The sequence below is a fragment of the Christiangramia sediminis genome (assembly GCF_020552705.1).
Lineage (GTDB): Bacteria > Bacteroidota > Bacteroidia > Flavobacteriales > Flavobacteriaceae > Christiangramia > Christiangramia sediminis.
On sequence record NZ_JAJBZG010000001.1, the window covers coordinates 173,465 to 192,138 of the forward strand.

Here is an 18,674-nt window from a genome sequence, read left to right on the forward strand (position 1 = left end):
TTTTCATTGCGGGAGATGAATAATTCTTATATTTGCCGCCCAATAATGGTTGAAAGATCATTTTCGGGGTGTAGCGTAGCCCGGTTATCGCGTCCCGCCTGAAGCGGGAAGGTCGCCGAAGCCTAAGTGAAAAAGGAAATGTTTGTATACATTCTTTTTAGCGAAAAAAGTTCAAGATATTATGTAGGTCAGACTACAGATATCATAGAAAGATTGAAAAGACACAATTCAGGGAGAGTAAAATCTACTAAGCATGGATTACCCTGGAAAATTGTTTTGTGCATGGAAGTTTTAAATCGATCTGAAGCAGTACTTTTAGAGTCGAAAATTAAAAAACGAGGTGCAAAACGATATATAGATGACCATCGGGGTGTAGCGTAGCCCGGTTATCGCGCCTGCTTTGGGAGCAGGAGGCCGCAGGTTCGAATCCTGCCACCCCGACGAACCACCTCATAAGTGGATACAAAACACTGTTAATCTCTTGATTTTCAGTGTTTTTTTATTTTGTACCATTCTATCTGATCTTTTATAACTTCCCGTGCTTCCGTAAATTCTTTTTTAATCTCATTTCTTTACCTTCGATAACTATTCTCGTTAATTAATTTTCGTGGATAAAAATCAATTATTTATGCCTCGATTGGTTTGCGCAGTTTTAACTTTAGTGCATCATAACTTTCAATAGCAGCATGTTTCAAAACTTCACCCAGTATTTAATCGAAAAGTTTCATGTAAAGGAACCGGACGTCGCTTTAATTCCTGAGTTGGTCCAAGAGAAATATATCTCTTCGGGAACTTTTCTGTTAAAACCGGGCGAGATATGCCAGCATACGTTTTTTGTGGAAAAAGGTCTGTTTCGATTGTATTCTCTTTCAGAAAATGGAAAGGAACATATACTACAGTTTGCTTCTGAAAACTGGTTGTTGAGCGATCGTGATAGTGTTTTCTTTAAAGAACCTTCGAAATTTTATATTGAAGCTATTGAAGATTCCATACTAATTCCCATGGATGAAGAAATCTTCAGAAAGATTGCCGAATTAAGTCCTAATTTCAGCAAAAACAATGAGATTTTACTTCACAACCACATACGACATTTAAACCAGCGGATTAACCTGCTCCTAAGTGCTTCCGCTAAAAAGAGGTACATGGAATTCATTAAATTATATCCTGATCTACAGCTGCGCATACCCCAGTGGATGGTCGCTTCTTATCTGGGAATTACTCCGGAAAGCCTAAGCAGAGTTCGCCGTGACCTAGCAAGCAATACCTAATTGCATTTCTTACCATAGATCAAGAGAGATTAAGGTGGTATCTTCTAAGTTTGTAGTAAATATTAGAAGCCATGCCATACACATTACATCAAAATGTTGAAAAAAACAGATTCGAGGTCACACACCAGGATCTGGTCGCTTTCGTAGATTATAAACTTCATAAAGACGAAATAAGCTTTATTCATACTGAAGTTCCCAGGGAACTAAGTGGAAAAGGAATAGGAAGTTTTTTAGCTAAAAATGTCCTGGAATATGCTAAAGACAAGCACTTAAAGGTAAAACCTTATTGTCCTTTTATTAAAGCATATATAGATAAACATGAGGAGTATCAGGCTATTTCATTGTTCCACGAGAACTGAAAATAGGTTTAAAGAATTTAGATTTCAATTATAAATTTAATAGTGATGAATACAAAAAATATAGAATTGATCGCAAGTCCACGTGCTCCGCACTTTGTAGGAGATGGATTCAGAGTTCATAACTTTATTCCCAGTGGATTTAGAATGGATATGGAGCGCATGAGCCCATTTATTTTCCTGGATTATAACTCCAAATTCAATTTTCCACCCTCTGATAAGCCAAAGGGAGTAGGAGTGCATCCGCACAGGGGTTTTGAAACGGTTACGATCGCTTACAAAGGAAAAGTAGCCCACCATGATAGCAGCGGAGGCGGCGGAATTATTGGTGAAGGGGACGTTCAATGGATGACTGCCGCTTCAGGAGTTCTTCATAAAGAATATCATGAGGAAGAATTTAGCAGGAAAGGTGGCGATTTTCAAATGGTTCAATTATGGGTGAATCTCCCGGCAAAAGATAAGATGTCCAAACCAAAGTATCAGGCTATTTCCAAGGATAGAATGGGGACCTATCAATTGCCAAATGATGGAGGTACCATTGAAGTTATTGCTGGTGATTTTAAAGATGTTATAGGACCTGCAAGTACTTTTACACCTTTACATATGTCTAATGCCATATTAAATAAAGGAGCAAAGGCAGAATTTTCTTTTCCCGCAGAGTATAATACGGGCGCCCTGGTCATTGAGGGTAGCATAAAGGTGAATGATCTGGAAGTCGCAAATACCGATCATTTTGTACTGTTTGAGAATGCCGGGGAAACTTTTAGCATAGAAGCGCTAGAAAACGCGGTTGTTTTAATAATAAGTGGAGAACCTATCAAAGAACCTATTGCAGCCCAAGGACCTTTCGTAATGAATACAAAACAGGAAATTCTTGAGGCCATAAATGATTTTAATATGGGAAAATTCGGTTATCTTGAAGATTAATTAATAACTGGAATAGATGGAAATAGCCGGAATAACTTCATTCTGGCTATTCCATTTTAAATTTCAGGAATATCTGTTTATGTCAAATATAAAAACTATCGTGCCTGAAAGAGCAGCCAACATTGGAAATTTCCTGGTGGGTAGGCTATTGCCATTCAGGGAGAAAAGAATGATAGGTACCTTTCAAGTTAAAATGAGATGAAAACAGGCAGACTGGAAGCATTTAGTGACGGAGTGCTCGCCATTGTGATCACGATCATGGTGCTGGAAATGAAAGCTCCCGAGGAAACTAACTTAAAAGCTTTGCTGGATGTATTTCCGGTATTTCTTAGTTATCTATTGAGTTTCATCTATCTGGGAATCTACTGGAATAATCACCACCATCTCTTACAGGCCACTCAAAAAGTTAACGGTAAGATTCTATGGGCTAATTTACATCTTCTCTTCTGGTTGTCCCTCATTCCTTTTGCGACAAGCTGGGTTGGAGAAAATTATGAGGTGAGTGAACCCATTGCCTTATATGCATTCATATTGCTAATGTCGGCAATTGCCTACTGGCTACTGGAAATTGAACTTATAAAATTTCATGACGAAAACTCTCCTTTAAAAAAGATCACGCAGCGAGGTACTAAAGAATATCTGTCCATAATAATTTATGTTCTTGCTATACCTGTGGCGTTCTTTAATTCCTGGATATCCATAGCCTGTTTTATAATAGTCGCAATTTTATGGATCGTACCAGACAAACGTTTAGAAAAATTTTCAATTTAGGAAGCTTGTTTAATAGTCTATATTTCTATCATCGAATCCCCAATATAGAGTAATTCAAAAATTATAGCCCAGTTCTTGGCGAAATGCATGGATTCAAGCATCATAATTTCCCTGTCTTTTATTGCCCAGAATTTATGTATTGTGAACGAAGCAATAACTAAAAACAAGCACAATGCTCCAAGACCAAAAAGCAAAAAGTAGCCGGAAATTAAACTTAATCCGCCGAGACATAAAAATATCCCGCTTAACTTCACCATTAATTTAGAAGCTAACAAACTTCTTTTTTCCGCGTATTCTTCAATGATTTTTGAATTAAAAAAGTGATTGATGCCATTGATGAGAAAGAAAATTCCCAGTAGTATGAGGAGTACCTGTTTTATCATTTAATTTCGTGGTTGTAGTTTTGAAGATACTGGATTTTAAGAATATATTTCCTGTATCTATAAATATAAATTAGTGGACTACAGGCTTTATCTAATGTCTGTAATTTATTCTGAACCCGACTAAATAAAGCCCGGGCATCTTTTCAACACATATTTATATTTTCAATAAACTGTGATTTTTCTCATATTCCCAATTCTTTCCAGCTTTCACTTCTATTTTAACTCGCTATATTTAAACTTATGAAATGAGTATAACAGGAATATAATGCGAACACCAGTGAAGATATGCGAATTGTAAAATCAATAAATATCCACATATGAAAATTCTTATCATAGAGGATGAAAAAGATATGCTTCAGAATATGCAGGAAACTCTCGTAAAAGAGAATTACCTTGTAGAAACTGCCAGCGATCTCAATGCTGCTATTTCAAAGGTGGGGGTATATGATTATGACTGTATATTACTGGATATAAATCTGCCTGATGGCAGCGGAATGGAGATCCTTAATTTTCTAAAGGAGAATGAAAAGACAGAAGGAGTGATTATAGTTTCCGCGAGAAATTCTGTAGATGACCGCATTACCGGATTGAATACCGGAGCTGATGATTATATTGCGAAACCATTTCATATGGCAGAGTTGAACGCCCGTGTAAAGGCGCTGCTACGAAGAAAAAAGTTTGACGGGAGTGAGCTTCTGAAAATTGGAAATATAAGTATAGATACTGAAAAACATATCGCACAAACCGGGTATGGAGAGATGGAATTAAATCGAAAAGAATTCGATATTCTAACATATCTGGCAACCAACCAGAATAGATTGGTCAGTAAATCTGCCCTCGCAGAGCATGTTTGGGGAGATCACATAGATCAGGCTGATAGTTTTGAATTCATTTATTCTCAGATAAAGAACTTAAGAAAAAAGCTCAAAGACGTTAGGGCAGAGGTGGAAATCAAAGCTGTGTATGGAATTGGTTATAAACTTACTTTAACTTGAAATTACTCAATTATACTTCTAAATATTTCGCCTTTCTCCTGTTTTTTGTTCTAACAGGTTGGGCGGTTATTTTTTACTTTCAGATGCTGGATGAGATCTATGACAGCATGGATGACGGACTGGAAAACCAGAAGATGCTGGTAATTAGAAATTCAAAACAGCAGGATGCGATCAATATTAAACCCGAATTCGGAGATGGCTATTACACATTATATAGTATTAGCGAAAGATCGGCATTGGGTTTCAAGGATTCTTATCGCGATACATTAATGTATATGCAAAATGAGAAAGATTATGAACCTGTACGTTTGCTTGAAAGTGTTTTTAAAAAGGGAGATGAATATTATAAGGTAAAAATCATAACTTCTATGGTAGAAGAAGATGATCTTATAGAAGATCTTCTTTTTTCAATCATCTGGTTATATCTTGGTTTGATCTTCAGTATTATCATCCTGAATAATCTGATTTTGAAAAAAGTCTGGAATCCATTTTATAAACTCATCGGCAATCTTCGGAAATTTAAAATTGAAAATGATACGGAGATAGAACTACCAGACTCGAAAATTGAAGAATTCAACATCCTAAATGAGAATATTCAAACTTTAATAAGCAAATCGGTTAAAAGCTATCGCAGTCAGAAACAATTTATTGAAAATGCATCCCATGAGTTACAAACTCCCATTGCGATAAGCATCAATAAACTTGAATTATTGCTGGAAGATAATGGACTTGAGGAATCCCAGGCTAATAGAATAATCTCTGTTATCGAAAATCTGGAACGACTCTCCAGGTTTAATCAGTCATTATTATTATTGTCAAAAATTGAGAATAAGCAGTTTCCAAATGTGGATGAAATTAATTTCAATGAGTTAACCCAAAGCATTGTGGCCGATTTTGAGGACCTTCTGATACATAGAAATATTGAAATTGAGATTGAAAGTATCGATGAGCTTAATTTTTCAATAAATCCCGATCTGGCCCAGATCTTATTGACAAACCTTATTAAAAATGCGATCCTTCATAATGCTGATTCAGGGAAAATTAAGATCAGGATCACTTCCGGAAAATGGCAAATTTCGAATCCGGGAAAAATTGCTTTGATAGAAAAAGATCTCTTCGCGCGTTTTCAAAAAGTGAAAGATAATTCACATTCTTCAGGACTGGGGCTGGCGATTTCCAGAGCCATTGCAGAGCTTTATCAACTGGAACTTTCCTATACTTTTGGAGATGCTCACATCTTCAAAATAGATTTTCCTCAGCACAAATAAATAAATTCCAGATTCTTTACAGTTTTCAGTCTCATATTTGATTCAAATTAAAAATTGAAATTATGAGAAGACTAGTTTTTATGAGCCTATTCGCCGTATTTTTTATCACTGGCTGTGCCCAGAAAAATGTAACCAAGGCGGAAATTCCATCGGTTGTGTTAAATGCATTTAAAGCTGAATTTGATAATCCTGAGAACTCTGAATGGGAAATGGAGGGAAATGATTTTGAAGTGGAATTTGATATTGCAGAGGTAGAGCATAAAGCACTTCTGGATAGTGACGGTAAACTTTTAAAATATAAGAAAGATATTACCCAGGCAGATCTTCCTAAAGCAGTCGTTGCTATTCTTGAAGCAGAATTTTCAGATAAAAAATATGACGATTTTGAACTTCTAAATATCAATGGCGAAGAATACTACCAGATAGAAATCGATGAAACACTGAGAGATAAAAATATAGTTTTTACCGCTTCTGGTGAAAATGCTACAGATATTCCGGTATGGGATTAATCCAAAATTTGAAAAAGATGACCAGGAAAATTCTGGGAATTGTGGCGATCGTCCTTGTTTTGGCAGGGATCGTCGCTTTTTCCTTCAGCAATAAATTTGAAAAAGGTATCGCCAGCAAAGCTAACGCTGAGCGTGAATATACCATCAAGAATAAGTGGGATCTTCCTGAAGTTCTGGAAGAAGTTTCCGGGATTCATTATTATGCTCCTAATAAACTGGCCAGTGTACAGGATGAAGATGGGACAATATTTATTTATGATCTGGACAAAAAAGAAATTGAAAAGGAGATAAATTTTGCCGGAAGTGGGGATTATGAAGCCTTGACCATCAAAGATCAGGATGCTTATGTCTTAAGAAGTGATGGTGTTCTTTTTGAAATAAAAAATTTTTTAAAAAATCCCAAAATAATAAAATATGATCCGGACATAGATCACTCGGTAAATTTTGAAGGGCTATGTTTTGCTAAGGAATCTGGTAAACTTTTAATGATCACCAAGGAGGAGGATGTTGAAGATGGGGTCAAGAATGTTTATAGTTTTGATCTTACCAGCAAAAGTTTTGATAAGAGCGTCCCCTTTAAGCTGGAGACCGAAAAAGGTATTTTCAAGGATTATAAAGGTTCGTTTAGACCTTCCGAAATTGAGATCAATCCGAAAACTGGAGAGTATTATGTTTTAGACGGGAAAAACCCCAGGTTACTGATCCTAAATTCATCATTTAAAGTACTGCGATTAATCAGCCTGGACGAAGATGATTTTGAACAACCGGAAGGGATAAGTTTTGATGATGAGGGAAGATTGTTTATTTCCAATGAGGCAGGTAAGAATGATGCCAATATTCTGGAAATTCATTTAAATCCCGATAAGTAATGGATAGCGTTGTTCTGGAAGAGAAGAATATCAAACAAAGCAAACTGCCCCTATATCTTTCTCTTATTATAGTCGCTTTGATCGTGGTCGCCTATTTTTTTATTCCTTCTGCGCAAAATTTTATGGATGAAGCATGGAGCGTCCTCACGAGCGGTGATAATCAAAAGATACAGCAATGGTTTAAGGGATTTGGCTGGATTGCCCCATTATTATTGATCCTGGCGATGGTTGCCCAGATGTTTCTCATTGTGATCCCAACTATAGCTTTGATGGTGGTAAGTATTTTAGCTTATGGCCCCATTTGGGGAAGTATCATTGTGTTGATAGCAGTTTTTACAGCCTCGACAGTAGGTTACTCTATAGGAAGATATTTTGGGCCCGGGATGGTTGAGAAGATCATTGGCCATAAATCTGAAAAGAAGGTAGCTGATTTTCTGGAAACTTATGGTTTCTGGGCAATTTTCATTACCAGGTTAAATCCGTTTCTTTCTAATGATGCCATTAGTTTTGTAGCAGGTATTCTGAAGATGAGTTATAGAAAATTTATAACTGCTACTATCACCGGGATAGCCCCATTAACGATATTTATTGCCATTTTGGGTAAGAGTACGCAAGGTTTAAAAACGGGTTTACTATGGGGTTCCATAGTGAGTCTAGTACTTTTTGGGGCTTATATTTACTGGGATAAAAAGATCAGGAATTGATATTCTTATAGGAATATTTTTATAATGAATTTTCAGAAATAAAAAAGCCCCGAGGAAATCCTCAGGGCTTTTCAGGTTAAATATTAGAATAATCTAGTTATTATAAAGGTATAATGAAGATGCAGCTGTAAGATCATTTTCCAGATCTGGTGCAACATTACCTGTAAGATTTAGAGCATCTGAAAATGCAAGTACTTTACCGTTTCCTACTTCGGCAATAAATACCGTTTGAGTTTTGTTATCATAAGCAATATCAATAGGGTTACCTAATAATGTTGCTGCACCTGCAACTCTGGTCTGGTCACTTTGCGCGATCATACCACCATCAGAAACAGCATCTAGCTTTGTGCTGAAATCCTGGATTACCTGGAATCCACCATCTGTACTCGCATTAGCAGCATCACCAATATCGGTAAGTACTAATACATCATCCGCTTCACTATAATCGATTCCGTGAGTTCTAACAATTCCACCAACGGTAATTCTCTTATCCGCAGTGATCATTCCGTCCATATCATTATCAAGGAAATCATTGAATACAGCGATATCACTTGAGTTATCTACCACCGCAATAAGGTCTCCTCCTTTGAAAGTGATCCCCCAAACATTGAATCCTGGATTAAACGTATTTTCTAAAGTAAATGAAGACCCATCGTAAGAATAGACATAGAACATATGCATGTCATTATCTGAAACTACCACATGATTTCCAAAAACTGCAATTTCCCTAGGGCTCATTAGTTCAGCATCACTGGTAAAATCGGCAGTCGCAGAACCACCATCCATAGTTCCTGAAAAACCTGAATAATATTCAAGCATCATTCCAGATCTTGAAGCCTGGATAACTGCATCGTTCGTAGCTGAATAATAAATACCTTCAGCGGCGCTTGCGTCTGTCATCACAGATTTTATTAGTGCTCCGGAAGCATCATAAACGCTTATATTTCCATCAGAATTATTGGTCACATAAAGTTCGGTCATTCTATTTGCAGAAGCCATCCCCGTATTCCCGTCTGTTTCATCACTTGAGAAATAAATCGAAGAAGCTGAAGTAAGGTCCATAGTATATGAAGGAGCAATATCTCCACCATCACCAAAACCGGTAAATCCTAAAACTTTTCCATTTCCAATTTCAGAAATATAAACGGCATCCTCTTCAGAATCATAAGCTACATCAATAGGATTACCTAGCATGGTTGAAGCTCCGGCAACTCTGGTTTGCATATCAAGAGTCAATAATTCCCCATCAGATAATGCATCAAATTTTGTTGAGAAATCATCAATCACATGAAAACCACCATCATCAGTCGCGTTTGCAGCATCACCAATATCAGTTAAGACCATGACATCGTCTGTACCATCATAAGTAAGACCGTGAGTTCTTACAATACCTTCAATAGTTACTCTTTTAGACGGCATCATCATACCATCAGCAAGATTTGCTTCAAAATCATAAAATACTGCCAGGTCACTGCTTGAATCTACCACAGCATACAGGTCTTCACCTTTAAAAGTAACTCCCCAAACCGGGAATGGTACTTCTACAGTATTCATTAAAGAAAAACCGCTACCATTATTAGAATAAACATAAAACTTATTAGAACCATTATCAGATACCACATAAGTAGATCCGTTAACAGCCAATTCACGAGGGCTTTCCAAATCTGCAGAGCTACTGTAAGCTGCAGTTACATCTGTATCTGTAGTAAAGGTGCTAATATCTGAATAAGCGTCTAAACGCATATCAGATCTTGAAGCCTGAACTACCATATCGTTTGCAGCATCATAATAGATACCTTCTGCTGCGGTAGCATCAGTTGTAAAAGTTACCAGTGAATCTCCAGTAACACTATAAAGAGAAATGTTTCCGTTCTCGTTATTAGTTACAAACAGTTGAGCACGTCTTCCAGCTTGCTCTTCGCAAGGTTCACAAGAACCACCACAATCAACTCCGGTTTCATCTCCGTTCATCACTCCATCAGAACAAGTAGCCATTGCGGGCATATCATCCGCAGTTTCCATAAAATTATCATCATCAGAGCATGATGCTAATAATGCTACGATCGAAAATGCGAACGCGAATTTATAAATTTTTAAAAATGACTTTTTCATAATATTATTTAATTGGTTTATATACCCATACTTACGGGAGTTAGTGAATTGAAGATGTGAAGGAAAACCGAAACTTGTGTTAAAAGAGGATTTTTCAAAACTGAAGAAAATTAAGAGGGTGTCTACTCAGAAAATATGAACCTTTTCAAGAATTGATATCATGATTTAGTTACATTTTGTAAAATAAACTTGACATATTAAAAAAAGCATTTATATTTGTAAAACAAACTTTACATCAAATCAAATGAGTTAATTATGAAAGCAAAAGAAAATCATGGCGAAGTACAGAAGAAAAACGTCAGAGGTCTTGCTCTTTGGACATTCTTATGGACCATCAGTGTCGCGGTAGTTACTTTCGGATCTCAATATGTTTGGGATAGCAAAGTCCTTACTGGGGTTTCAATTTTAATTTCCACTGTTCTGGGAATAGGAATGATTCGAGCCAACATCAAGTATTTACTGTCGCTTGACGAATTACAAAGAAAAATCCAAATGGATGCTATGGGTATAGCTCTGGGAATTGCTTTAGTTGGGGGAATTAGTTATGCTTTATTAGATACTACCAATGTAATTAGTCAGGATGCAGAAATCTCATACCTAATTATTCTTATTGGGTTAAGTTATATGGCCGCAGTATTAATTGGAAATGCGCGATATAAATGAAGAACCGACTCAAAGTATTAAGGGCTGAACATGATATGACCCAGGCACAACTGGCAGATGAAACCGGCGTTTCCCGCCAAACCATCAATGCAATAGAAAAAGGGAAGTTCGATCCCAGTTTACCCCTGGCGTTTAGATTCGCCAAACTTTTCAAACTAAAGATCGAAGAGATTTTTCAGGATGAGGAATAAAATAAGCCGGAATATTACTTCCGGCTTTTTTGTTATTAGGATTTAAATCCAGCCTGACCAAATTTTTTTAATAAATGTTGAAAAAAATTTCAACAAATTAAATCCAATTATAGTATTCTTGCGTAAAACATTAGTAGATAGAATTATCCATGAACTATAATTTACCGAAAGGTTTTTCTTACTCAAATTGATATCTTTTAATATAAAAATGGGTAAAAGGTCTAAATTGATTGATTTTCAGATGTATTTAGTATATTTCAATACAAATAATTTCGAATGCGAAAGGTTCTGGTAATTCAAGAAGACATAATTATTTTAAAGATTCTTGAAAGACTTGTAATTACAAATGAATTTGAATGCAAGGCTATTAGATCTTTAAATGCTTTAACTATTGAAGACCAGCAAACCAATTTTGATTTTATTATAACTGATATTTTGTTTGAAGGGATAGCCCCCCTTGAATTTGTTGCACAGGTTCAGGAAATTATTCCTCACAAGAATTTACTGGTGGTGACCAATATGGGACAGGATAAGATAAAAATGGAAATCTTCGCCCTAAGAGGGATTACCGGTTTTTATGCTGTACCCATAGATCTAGATGAAATTGAATATATCATACAAGCCTACTAAATGAACGAAACGAACGTATCGTACTTTATAGGCTTCGTTTTATCAATCCTCGTAATTTACTGGATTTCGATAGCTGTAAGTGTAATTTATCGAAAAATACGAGTAAAACAAATTTCCCGTATCGAGCATACTTTTGCCGATGTGGTAAGTCGTTATTTGTATAATGATCCTTTGAATCCTTTAAGTATTAGTGAAATAAATGAGACACTCAAATCGGTTGGGATCAGGCCTCATAATAAAAATAACATACAGTATCTTATAAGTCTTATGATACGTACGCAAAGAACAATTTTAGGGGGAAATTATATCAAAATTAAAAAGCTTTATACCCAGATTCCACCCTATAATGCTTCTTTCTCCAAAATTTCCAGCTGGAACTGGTATCGTCGTGCCAGGGGCATAAGAGAAATATATGAAATGAATCAATCGCAATATTTGGATGAAGTTGTGAAGTTTCGAAACCACCGAAATATATTTGTAAGAAGAGAAGCGCAAATTGCAATGGTAGTCTTTCTGGGCTGGGAATCCTTGAGATTTTTGCCTTACCTGAAGCGAAATATGACCCTATGGCAACAAATTAAAATTGTAGAAAAATTATATGATCATTACCCAAAACCTGAATTAAAATTCTTGCATAGAGCCTATAAAACAGATAAGTTATTTGGAAAAAAGCTCTTGATGCGAATTATCAGGAAGTTTCAGTTACATTCAGAAACCGATTTTATTCTGGAACATCTTATTCATGAGGACTATGAAGTAAGGGAAACCGCAATTTATTGTTTGCAAACCTTTGCTGTTTCCTCTGAGAGAATGAATTTTATTAAGCAGATCTATGAAAAAGTCACAGACTCATCTCAGCAGGCTCAACTTTTGAATTATATATTCGAAAACTCTGATATTGACCTAGATTTTTATTTACAACAACTATATGGTCCAAATGAAGAACTAAAGCTTAATGTGGCAGAAATTCTTTGGAACAACGGTTATAAAGAGAAAGTACAGGAATTCTATTATCAACAATACAGCAAAAAAGAGGAACTAAATGCTCAATGATCTTGCAAAATTTTTTAGTAGTGAGTATGTTTTCATCGCTGCTAATTATGTTTTTTTTGCTTACGGGATCATACTCATGAGCTTTTATCTCACCGGGGTGATCCTGGCTAGCAGAGCAATTAAAAGGAATAAGAAAAAAGCTCGGTTTTTACAGGTAAACGACATTGTGAGTGCTACCGATATTCCATCAGTCTCTGTAATAGCACCGGCCTATAACGAGGGTTTGACTATCATTGAAAATGTAAAAAGTTTACTTTCAATTCAGTATCCCTACTACGAGCTAATTCTGGTAAATGATGGGAGCAAGGATGATTCTCTGGAAAAACTGATTAAGGAATTTAAACTGGAGCGTAAGGATGCGACTTTCATTACTCAGCCTATACCTACAGCTACTGTAAATCATATTTATAAAAGCACCTTATCCAAGTTTACTCATCTTACCGTTTTAGATAAGAATAATGGAGGTCGTGCAGATGCCCTAAATGCGGGAATCAATTTTGCAACCTCTGAACTGGTGGTGTGTACCGATGCAGATTGTATTATTGAGCAGGATGCGCTTCTAAAAATGGTTCGCCCTTATTTAGAAGAATATAATAAAGAAATTATCGCTTGTGGTGGAGGCATTGGAATTGCTAATGATTCAGTGGTAAGAAACGGGGTATTACAGGAACTAAGACTACCCACTAACCTTGTGCCTATGGTTCAGGTTGTAGAATATATACGTGCTTTTCTACTAGGCCGTATGGCCTGGAGTGAAATAAACGGGCTGATGTTGGTTTCCGGAGCATTTGGGATGTATCCCCGCAAGCGTGTGGTTGAAGTAAATGGATTTGATGCAAAAACTGTAGGGGAAGATCTTGAATTATGTATTAGACTTAGACGTTTAATGGAAGAAAAAAAGATTCCTTACAAGGTTGTTTATTTACCTGAAACACTTTGCTGGACTGAGGGCCCACCAGACTATAATATTCTAATAAAACAAAGAGATCGCTGGGCGAGAGGTCTTTGGGAAACATTAAAGATCCATAAAAAATTATTCCTTAATCCAAAGTACCGGTATATGGGTATACTTTATTATCCATATTGGTTATTTTTCGAATTTGGAGCACCTATCATCGAATTTTTTGGACTCATCTGTATTATAGCCTTCGCCTTTTTCGGGATGATAAACTGGTCTATGGCGATTCTATTATTTACAGCTGCTTACATCGTAGGTTGTGTATTTTCCACTGCAGCAATCTTTATGTATGTAAAGAATTTTAATCATTATGATAAGCCTAAACAAATTATAGAGTTATTGCTAGCAGCTTATCTCGAGCCATTTCTTTACCATCCAATCCTGGTTTATGGCCAAATGAAGGGATACTATAAAAAGATCTTCGGAATTAAATCCGGGTGGGGTACAATGACTAGAAAAGGTTTTAAGGTTTCTGATACTTAAAACCTGAATCTATAACCTATATTTCCAATAATTTGATTGCCATCCCGGTTTGAAGTGACTTCTTCAAAAAGATATCCTGCGCCCACCTGAAAGATGTGACGAGGTCCAATGGTGAAATTTATTCCCAGGTTAGAGTAATAAGCTTCTAACGCTGGATTTTCCTGTACCTGGGTGAAGATGGTACTTTCATCTGGAGAGATTCCTGTTCCCAGGCGTAGAAATAAAAAATTGTCTGTATTATTTAGATAATATCGAAGATTGAACTGATAATTTTGAGTTAGTTGATCGTTTATTTCTGGACCCAGAAAGACCCGGGAATTTAGATAGAATTTCCCTGTATACATGGTGAGACCAATGATTCCTGAAAAATAATCCTCATTAGAAAAATGTAATAATCTCGCCCCCGTTTCTAATTCAAATATTTCGAAGATATTTACGAATATTGAGGCGCTGGTCCTTAGATCCGGATATAGATTTCCGTCTGAAATCCCCAGATTAAGAAATGCATAGACACGATCGCTGAAAACCGGGTAAGACTCCAGTTCGTAAAGTGTTCCCTGATCAAATCCTCTATCGGTGTAATTTACTCTGGCGATCACGGCAGTTCGATTAAAATAATGCAGAAACTCCGGACTAATTGTTTGCCAGTTATCCCGGTTATAATCGTCACTGAAATGAATATATTGATAATTTACTCCAATTTCATTACTAATAGTTCTTTTTAAAATATTCTGGAGGGTATATCTTTTGTTTTTATCCAGTTCAGAATTATTAAAAAGTTCCAAAGCGATTTTACGCGAAGCAGCTTTATCTTTATTCTGAAGCAATAACTCTGCCTTTAAAATCTTTAGATTTGCAGATAAAGTGTCCCGTTCTTCCAGTTTACTTAGAAAACTCAAAGCAGATTCGGGATCTTTAAGAAGCTTAGCCTGCCTGATCACAAGTTCTCTCACTCCTGGATATTCAGGAGCCTTTTCCAGTAAAAATTGAAGGTCAGAGCTTGCATTGTCGAGCATTTCCAACGCCCAGAAATTACGGACTCTAAGAATTCTTATATCATGATATTCCGGCGCTAACAAAAGCCCTTTATCAGCATATTCAAGAGATCTTTTGAATTGCTGATTTTGATATAATTCCAGACCTTTAAAATAAAGACTATCTGTATTTTGTTCGTTAATTTTTTGAGCCTGAATACCAATAGAGAAAAGGACCAGACAACAGCATAGGAATATTCGATTCATAGTTATTGATTAGGGCATAAATCGGTGTGAATATAAGGATAATGCTCGATTTCACACATTTGTGTAGATTGAAATCAGAAAATTTCCATATTTTTAGTTTCATCAATTTCTTAAAATATGTTCATCAAACAATTAATCTATCGAAAATCACTTTTACTCTATCTGGTAATTTTTAGCGTTTTTTCTTCCTTTTCACAGCAACAGCCTGATACAACCTTTGTTTCTAGATTTGATTCCCCAAATTTTACTGCTGAAAATGCCCCCGTCATCTTTATTGATAAAATTCATAATAATCTACATCAGTTAAATACAGGATTCAGTCCTTTTGCAGGACTTGCAGAAGCAGATGGATATATGGTTAAAAATTTTGATTCTTACTCCAGGCTTACGGAAGCTGATATGCTGGTTATCGTAAACCCGATCAACAAAAAAAATATGGGTAACTGGAAAAGACCAATTTATCCAGCTTTTGAAGAAGCTGAAAAAGAAAAGATCCGCATCTGGGTAGAAAATGGCGGAAATCTCCTCCTCATAGCTGATCATATGCCCTTTGCAGGAGCAGCTAAGGATTTGGCTCAAAGCTTCGGTTTCAATTATTGTGATGGTTTTGCTCAGCTAGCGGAAAAGGAGAATCGAAACGACGTTTTTTCTCAGGCCAATGGCCGACTTCCTAAGAGCCCGGTTACAGATGGAACTTATGGTGAAGTTATTTCAAAACTAACTTCATTTACCGGATCCTCTTTTAAAATACCTGAAGCGGCGATCCCGGTAATGAGTTTTAAGGATGTAGACAAATGTCTTCAGCCTGAAATAGCCTGGCAGTTTAATGACAGTACTCAAACTTCAGATCTTTCAAATAGCCATCAGGGAGCACTTATGAACTACGGGAAAGGAAAACTTGCAATCTTTGGGGAGGCTGCAATGTTTACAGCCCAGACCATTACCCAGAATGGAAATACTTTTAAAGTGGGATTTAATTCTGCTACAGCTCCTAATAATGTTCAGTTCGTACGAAATATTTTATTATGGTTAGCTGACGGAACAGAAAATGGAGAGAATAATAATTCTGTGACCACAGAGATACTTGCCGTAAATAGACAAATGGAGGCTACTTTTGATCGTGGGGATTACGAGGATATTTCAGAATTTTATTCAGAAGACGGAGTGATGCTGGGGAACAATACAGAGGTTATAGGCAGGGAAAATCTTCGTGAATACTGGTCCAGGTTTGGAGGTGGATTTAAATGGCGGCTTTCAAATATTGAAATTAAGGAACTGGATGGCGATTATGCTTTGCAGCGGGGTTTTTCTATCATAAGTTGGAAAAATGATAATGAAGAAATTTCAGAATCGAAAGTTATATTTTCCTTGCTTTGGAAGAAAACAGACCAGGGTTGGAAAATTATGCTCGATCATTACTCACCCAGATAAATAAAAGAAATGAAATATTTAGTTTTAATATTTACTGTTTTCAGCCTTTCCATTAATGCGCAGGATTACCAGGAATTTGAAATTTCAGAAGATAAAATTGCTTATAAAAAATTTGGAAACGGTTATCCTGTTCTGATAATAAATGGAGGACCGGGAATGAATAGTAAGGGTTTCGCTCCTTTAGCCGAAATGCTTTCAGAAAATAATACTACTATCATCTATGATCAAAGAGGAACCGGAAAGTCAGAACTAAATGAGCTTAATTCTTCGAGTATCAGTATGGATCTTATGGTAGAGGATATTGAAAAATTACGCGAGGAACTGGGTTATGAGCAGTGGATTGTCCTGGGGCATTCTTTCGGCGGGATGCTTGCTTACGCCTATGCCGCGAAATATCCTGAAAAAATAACTGCTATGATCCAGTCACATTCTGGTGGGTTAGACCTGGATATTTTAAACGGACCTTCCACGACTTCCAGGCTTTCAGACATGGAAAGAGATTCTCTTGCCTATTATTCCATTAAAATTAGAGAGGGAGATGACTCATATAAAACAGCATTAAAAAGAGCTGAATTTCTTTCAGCGGCCTATTTATATGATAAAAGTCTGGTTCCAAAAATTGCTGACCGGTTTACTCAGGGAAATATGATGCTTAATTCCTGGGTATGGAACGATCTGCAACGAATTCGTTTCGATATGTCTGCAGAGATGCGTTCTTTTGAAAAGCCGGTATTGATCCTCAATGGTGCAGATGAAGCTGCCCCGGTAAGCCTGGCAGAAAAAGCACATGAGATATTTCCAAATTCAAAATTAGTCATTATGCCAGAATGCGGGCATTATGGTTGGCTGGAGCGACCTGATATCTATCTAAAAGAGGTTAAATCTTTTCTAAAAAGGAATTCTTCATTCGTCAATTAAGCTGATAATTCTATCTTGTAGCTATAGGTATGCTTAATTGAAATTATAGATGAAAATTACAGATTTAAAAGGAACGACAAGGCTTTCAAATGGAGTAGAAATGCCTTATCTGGGTCTTGGCGTATATAAAGCTGAGGACGGGGAGGAAGTGATCAATTCGATACATTATGCCCTGGATGCAGGTTATAGGTTAATTGATACTGCAGCCTTTTATAAGAATGAAGAAGGAGTAGGGGAAGCTATAAAGAAATTAAATATTGACCGGGAAGATATTTTTGTTACTTCCAAATTATGGATTGATGATCAGGGCCCGGATAAAACAAGAAAAGCTTTGGAGGATAGTCTCGATAAACTGGGGCTGGAATACCTGGATTTATATTTAATTCACTGGCCGGTACCGGGAAAGTACCTGGAAAGTTGGAAAGTGATGCAGGATTTGTATGCTGAAGGAAAAATAAAAGCAATAGGAGTGAGTAATTGCCTGCAGCATCACCTTGAAAGTATTAAAAAATTAGGCGGAGTGCAACCAATGCTTCTGCAGAATGAATTTCATCCAAGACTCATACAGCAGGAACTCTTAGATTATTGCACGCAAAATGAAATTCAATATCAGGCTTGGTCGCCTTTAATGCGTGGGGAAATACTTGATAATACGAAAGTAAAGGCGATCGCTGAAAAATATCAGAAATCTGTCGCGCAAATAATATTAAGATGGGATCTACAGAAGGGTGTAGCCAGTATTCCGAAAAGTGTGCATAAAAGCAGAATTATCGAAAATGCAGAGATTTTTGACTTTGCGCTGACTACGGAAGATCTGGTTGAAATTGACTCTCTGGAAAATGAAACCAGAACAGGAGCTCATCCAGATCATTTTATGGAATACTTTCAAAAATAATTAATCTTAAACTTTCTTTGAAAATTGGAATAAAGCATTTTAATTTGCA

Annotated in this window: 21 protein-coding genes, 1 tRNA gene and 1 pseudogene; 20 read left to right on the forward strand and 3 right to left on the reverse strand. The window is 36.5% G+C overall.

Translation table 11 applies throughout. The features are described 5' to 3' along the window. The first annotated feature begins 138 nt into the window (after window positions 1-138). From LGQ90_RS00795 to LGQ90_RS00825, 7 genes and pseudogenes are all read left to right on the forward strand, one after another. Window positions 139-381: a GIY-YIG nuclease family protein gene (locus LGQ90_RS00795; RefSeq protein WP_229337133.1), complete on the forward strand. Its 243-nt coding sequence runs from the start codon at window positions 139-141 to the stop codon at window positions 379-381. Beyond that, window positions 367-441, forward strand: a tRNA-Pro gene (locus LGQ90_RS00800). The genes LGQ90_RS00795 and LGQ90_RS00800 overlap by 15 nt, the downstream gene beginning before the upstream one ends. 245 nt (window positions 442-686) lie before the next feature. Next, window positions 687-1,268, forward strand: a complete 582-nt coding sequence (locus LGQ90_RS00805) for a Crp/Fnr family transcriptional regulator (protein ID WP_229337135.1) — start codon at window positions 687-689, stop codon at window positions 1,266-1,268. Between the two features lie 71 nt (window positions 1,269-1,339). Next, complete coding sequence (locus LGQ90_RS00810) at window positions 1,340-1,627, forward strand: GNAT family N-acetyltransferase (RefSeq protein WP_229337137.1); 288 nt, start codon at window positions 1,340-1,342, stop codon at window positions 1,625-1,627. Between the two features lie 45 nt (window positions 1,628-1,672). Next, the gene (locus LGQ90_RS00815; RefSeq protein WP_229337146.1) at window positions 1,673-2,551 is read left to right on the forward strand and encodes a pirin family protein; all 879 of its coding nucleotides are present in this window, start codon (window positions 1,673-1,675) and stop codon (window positions 2,549-2,551) included. Window positions 2,552-2,630: 79 nt separating this feature from the next. Next, a pseudogene (locus LGQ90_RS00820) lies at window positions 2,631-2,735 on the forward strand (pirin family protein); the annotation flags it as partial. A 14-nt stretch (window positions 2,736-2,749) separates the two neighbouring features. Further along, window positions 2,750-3,322, forward strand: coding sequence for a TMEM175 family protein (locus LGQ90_RS00825; RefSeq protein ID WP_229337156.1), 573 nt, complete (start codon window positions 2,750-2,752; stop codon window positions 3,320-3,322). Window positions 3,323-3,339: 17 nt separating this feature from the next. Here LGQ90_RS00825 and LGQ90_RS00830 read toward each other — a convergent pair whose 3' ends face one another. After that, window positions 3,340-3,705, reverse strand: coding sequence for a DoxX family membrane protein (locus LGQ90_RS00830; RefSeq protein ID WP_229337158.1), 366 nt, complete (start codon window positions 3,703-3,705; stop codon window positions 3,340-3,342). Between the two features lie 317 nt (window positions 3,706-4,022). On the opposite strand from LGQ90_RS00830, the gene LGQ90_RS00835 reads away from it, so the two are divergent. The 5 genes from LGQ90_RS00835 to LGQ90_RS00855 all read left to right on the forward strand — a co-directional run bounded on the left by LGQ90_RS00835 (window position 4,023) and on the right by LGQ90_RS00855 (window position 8,050). Beyond that, window positions 4,023-4,700 (forward strand): response regulator transcription factor, encoded by a 678-nt coding sequence (locus LGQ90_RS00835; RefSeq protein WP_229337160.1) that lies wholly within the window; start codon window positions 4,023-4,025, stop codon window positions 4,698-4,700. Further along, the gene (locus LGQ90_RS00840) at window positions 4,697-5,968 is read left to right on the forward strand and encodes a sensor histidine kinase (RefSeq protein WP_229337162.1); all 1,272 of its coding nucleotides are present in this window, start codon (window positions 4,697-4,699) and stop codon (window positions 5,966-5,968) included. The genes LGQ90_RS00835 and LGQ90_RS00840 overlap by 4 nt, the downstream gene beginning before the upstream one ends. A 62-nt stretch (window positions 5,969-6,030) precedes the next feature. Continuing rightward, window positions 6,031-6,477 (forward strand): PepSY-like domain-containing protein, encoded by a 447-nt coding sequence (locus tag LGQ90_RS00845; protein ID WP_229337164.1) that lies wholly within the window; start codon window positions 6,031-6,033, stop codon window positions 6,475-6,477. A gap of 17 nt (window positions 6,478-6,494) precedes the next feature. After that, a complete protein-coding gene (locus LGQ90_RS00850; protein WP_229337166.1) occupies window positions 6,495-7,346 on the forward strand; it encodes an SdiA-regulated domain-containing protein in 852 nt (283 codons plus the stop codon). Continuing rightward, the gene (locus tag LGQ90_RS00855; protein ID WP_229337168.1) at window positions 7,346-8,050 is read left to right on the forward strand and encodes a TVP38/TMEM64 family protein; all 705 of its coding nucleotides are present in this window, start codon (window positions 7,346-7,348) and stop codon (window positions 8,048-8,050) included. The genes LGQ90_RS00850 and LGQ90_RS00855 overlap by 1 nt, the downstream gene beginning before the upstream one ends. Before the next feature lie 93 nt (window positions 8,051-8,143). On the opposite strand, the gene LGQ90_RS00860 is transcribed toward LGQ90_RS00855, so the two are convergent. Continuing rightward, window positions 8,144-10,162, reverse strand: coding sequence for a hypothetical protein (locus LGQ90_RS00860; RefSeq protein WP_229337170.1), 2,019 nt, complete (start codon window positions 10,160-10,162; stop codon window positions 8,144-8,146). Between the two features lie 255 nt (window positions 10,163-10,417). Here LGQ90_RS00860 and LGQ90_RS00865 point away from each other — a divergent pair, with 255 nt between their 5' ends. The 5 genes from LGQ90_RS00865 to LGQ90_RS00885 all read left to right on the forward strand — a co-directional run bounded on the left by LGQ90_RS00865 (window position 10,418) and on the right by LGQ90_RS00885 (window position 14,140). Then, entirely contained in the window at window positions 10,418-10,825 is a 408-nt protein-coding gene (locus LGQ90_RS00865) for a hypothetical protein (RefSeq protein WP_229337172.1), read from the forward strand. Further along, on the forward strand, window positions 10,822-11,016 hold the full coding sequence (locus tag LGQ90_RS00870) for a helix-turn-helix transcriptional regulator (protein WP_229337174.1): 195 nt from the start codon (window positions 10,822-10,824) through the stop codon (window positions 11,014-11,016). Before LGQ90_RS00865 ends, LGQ90_RS00870 begins: the two co-directional genes overlap by 4 nt. A gap of 276 nt (window positions 11,017-11,292) precedes the next feature. Next, window positions 11,293-11,646, forward strand: a complete 354-nt coding sequence (locus LGQ90_RS00875; protein ID WP_229337176.1) for a DNA-binding transcriptional response regulator — start codon at window positions 11,293-11,295, stop codon at window positions 11,644-11,646. Further along, a complete protein-coding gene (locus tag LGQ90_RS00880) occupies window positions 11,647-12,699 on the forward strand; it encodes a hypothetical protein (RefSeq protein ID WP_229337178.1) in 1,053 nt (350 codons plus the stop codon). Then, a complete protein-coding gene (locus LGQ90_RS00885; RefSeq protein WP_229337180.1) occupies window positions 12,689-14,140 on the forward strand; it encodes a glycosyltransferase family 2 protein in 1,452 nt (483 codons plus the stop codon). The genes LGQ90_RS00880 and LGQ90_RS00885 overlap by 11 nt, the downstream gene beginning before the upstream one ends. On the opposite strand, the gene LGQ90_RS00890 is transcribed toward LGQ90_RS00885, so the two are convergent. Next, complete coding sequence (locus LGQ90_RS00890) at window positions 14,137-15,381, reverse strand: YaiO family outer membrane beta-barrel protein (protein WP_229337181.1); 1,245 nt, start codon at window positions 15,379-15,381, stop codon at window positions 14,137-14,139. The two genes, LGQ90_RS00885 and LGQ90_RS00890, sit on opposite strands and share 4 nt — an antisense overlap. A gap of 117 nt (window positions 15,382-15,498) precedes the next feature. Between LGQ90_RS00890 and LGQ90_RS00895 the strand changes: the two genes are divergently transcribed. From LGQ90_RS00895 to LGQ90_RS00905, 3 genes are read left to right on the forward strand one after another with little or no spacing between them, the layout of a single operon-like run. Continuing rightward, window positions 15,499-16,812, forward strand: a complete 1,314-nt coding sequence (locus LGQ90_RS00895) for a YybH family protein (RefSeq protein WP_229337184.1) — start codon at window positions 15,499-15,501, stop codon at window positions 16,810-16,812. Between the two features lie 9 nt (window positions 16,813-16,821). Then, entirely contained in the window at window positions 16,822-17,730 is a 909-nt protein-coding gene (locus LGQ90_RS00900) for an alpha/beta fold hydrolase (RefSeq protein WP_229337186.1), read from the forward strand. Between the two features lie 49 nt (window positions 17,731-17,779). Beyond that, a complete protein-coding gene (locus tag LGQ90_RS00905; protein ID WP_229337188.1) occupies window positions 17,780-18,625 on the forward strand; it encodes an aldo/keto reductase in 846 nt (281 codons plus the stop codon). The last annotated feature ends 49 nt before the right edge of the window (window positions 18,626-18,674 follow it).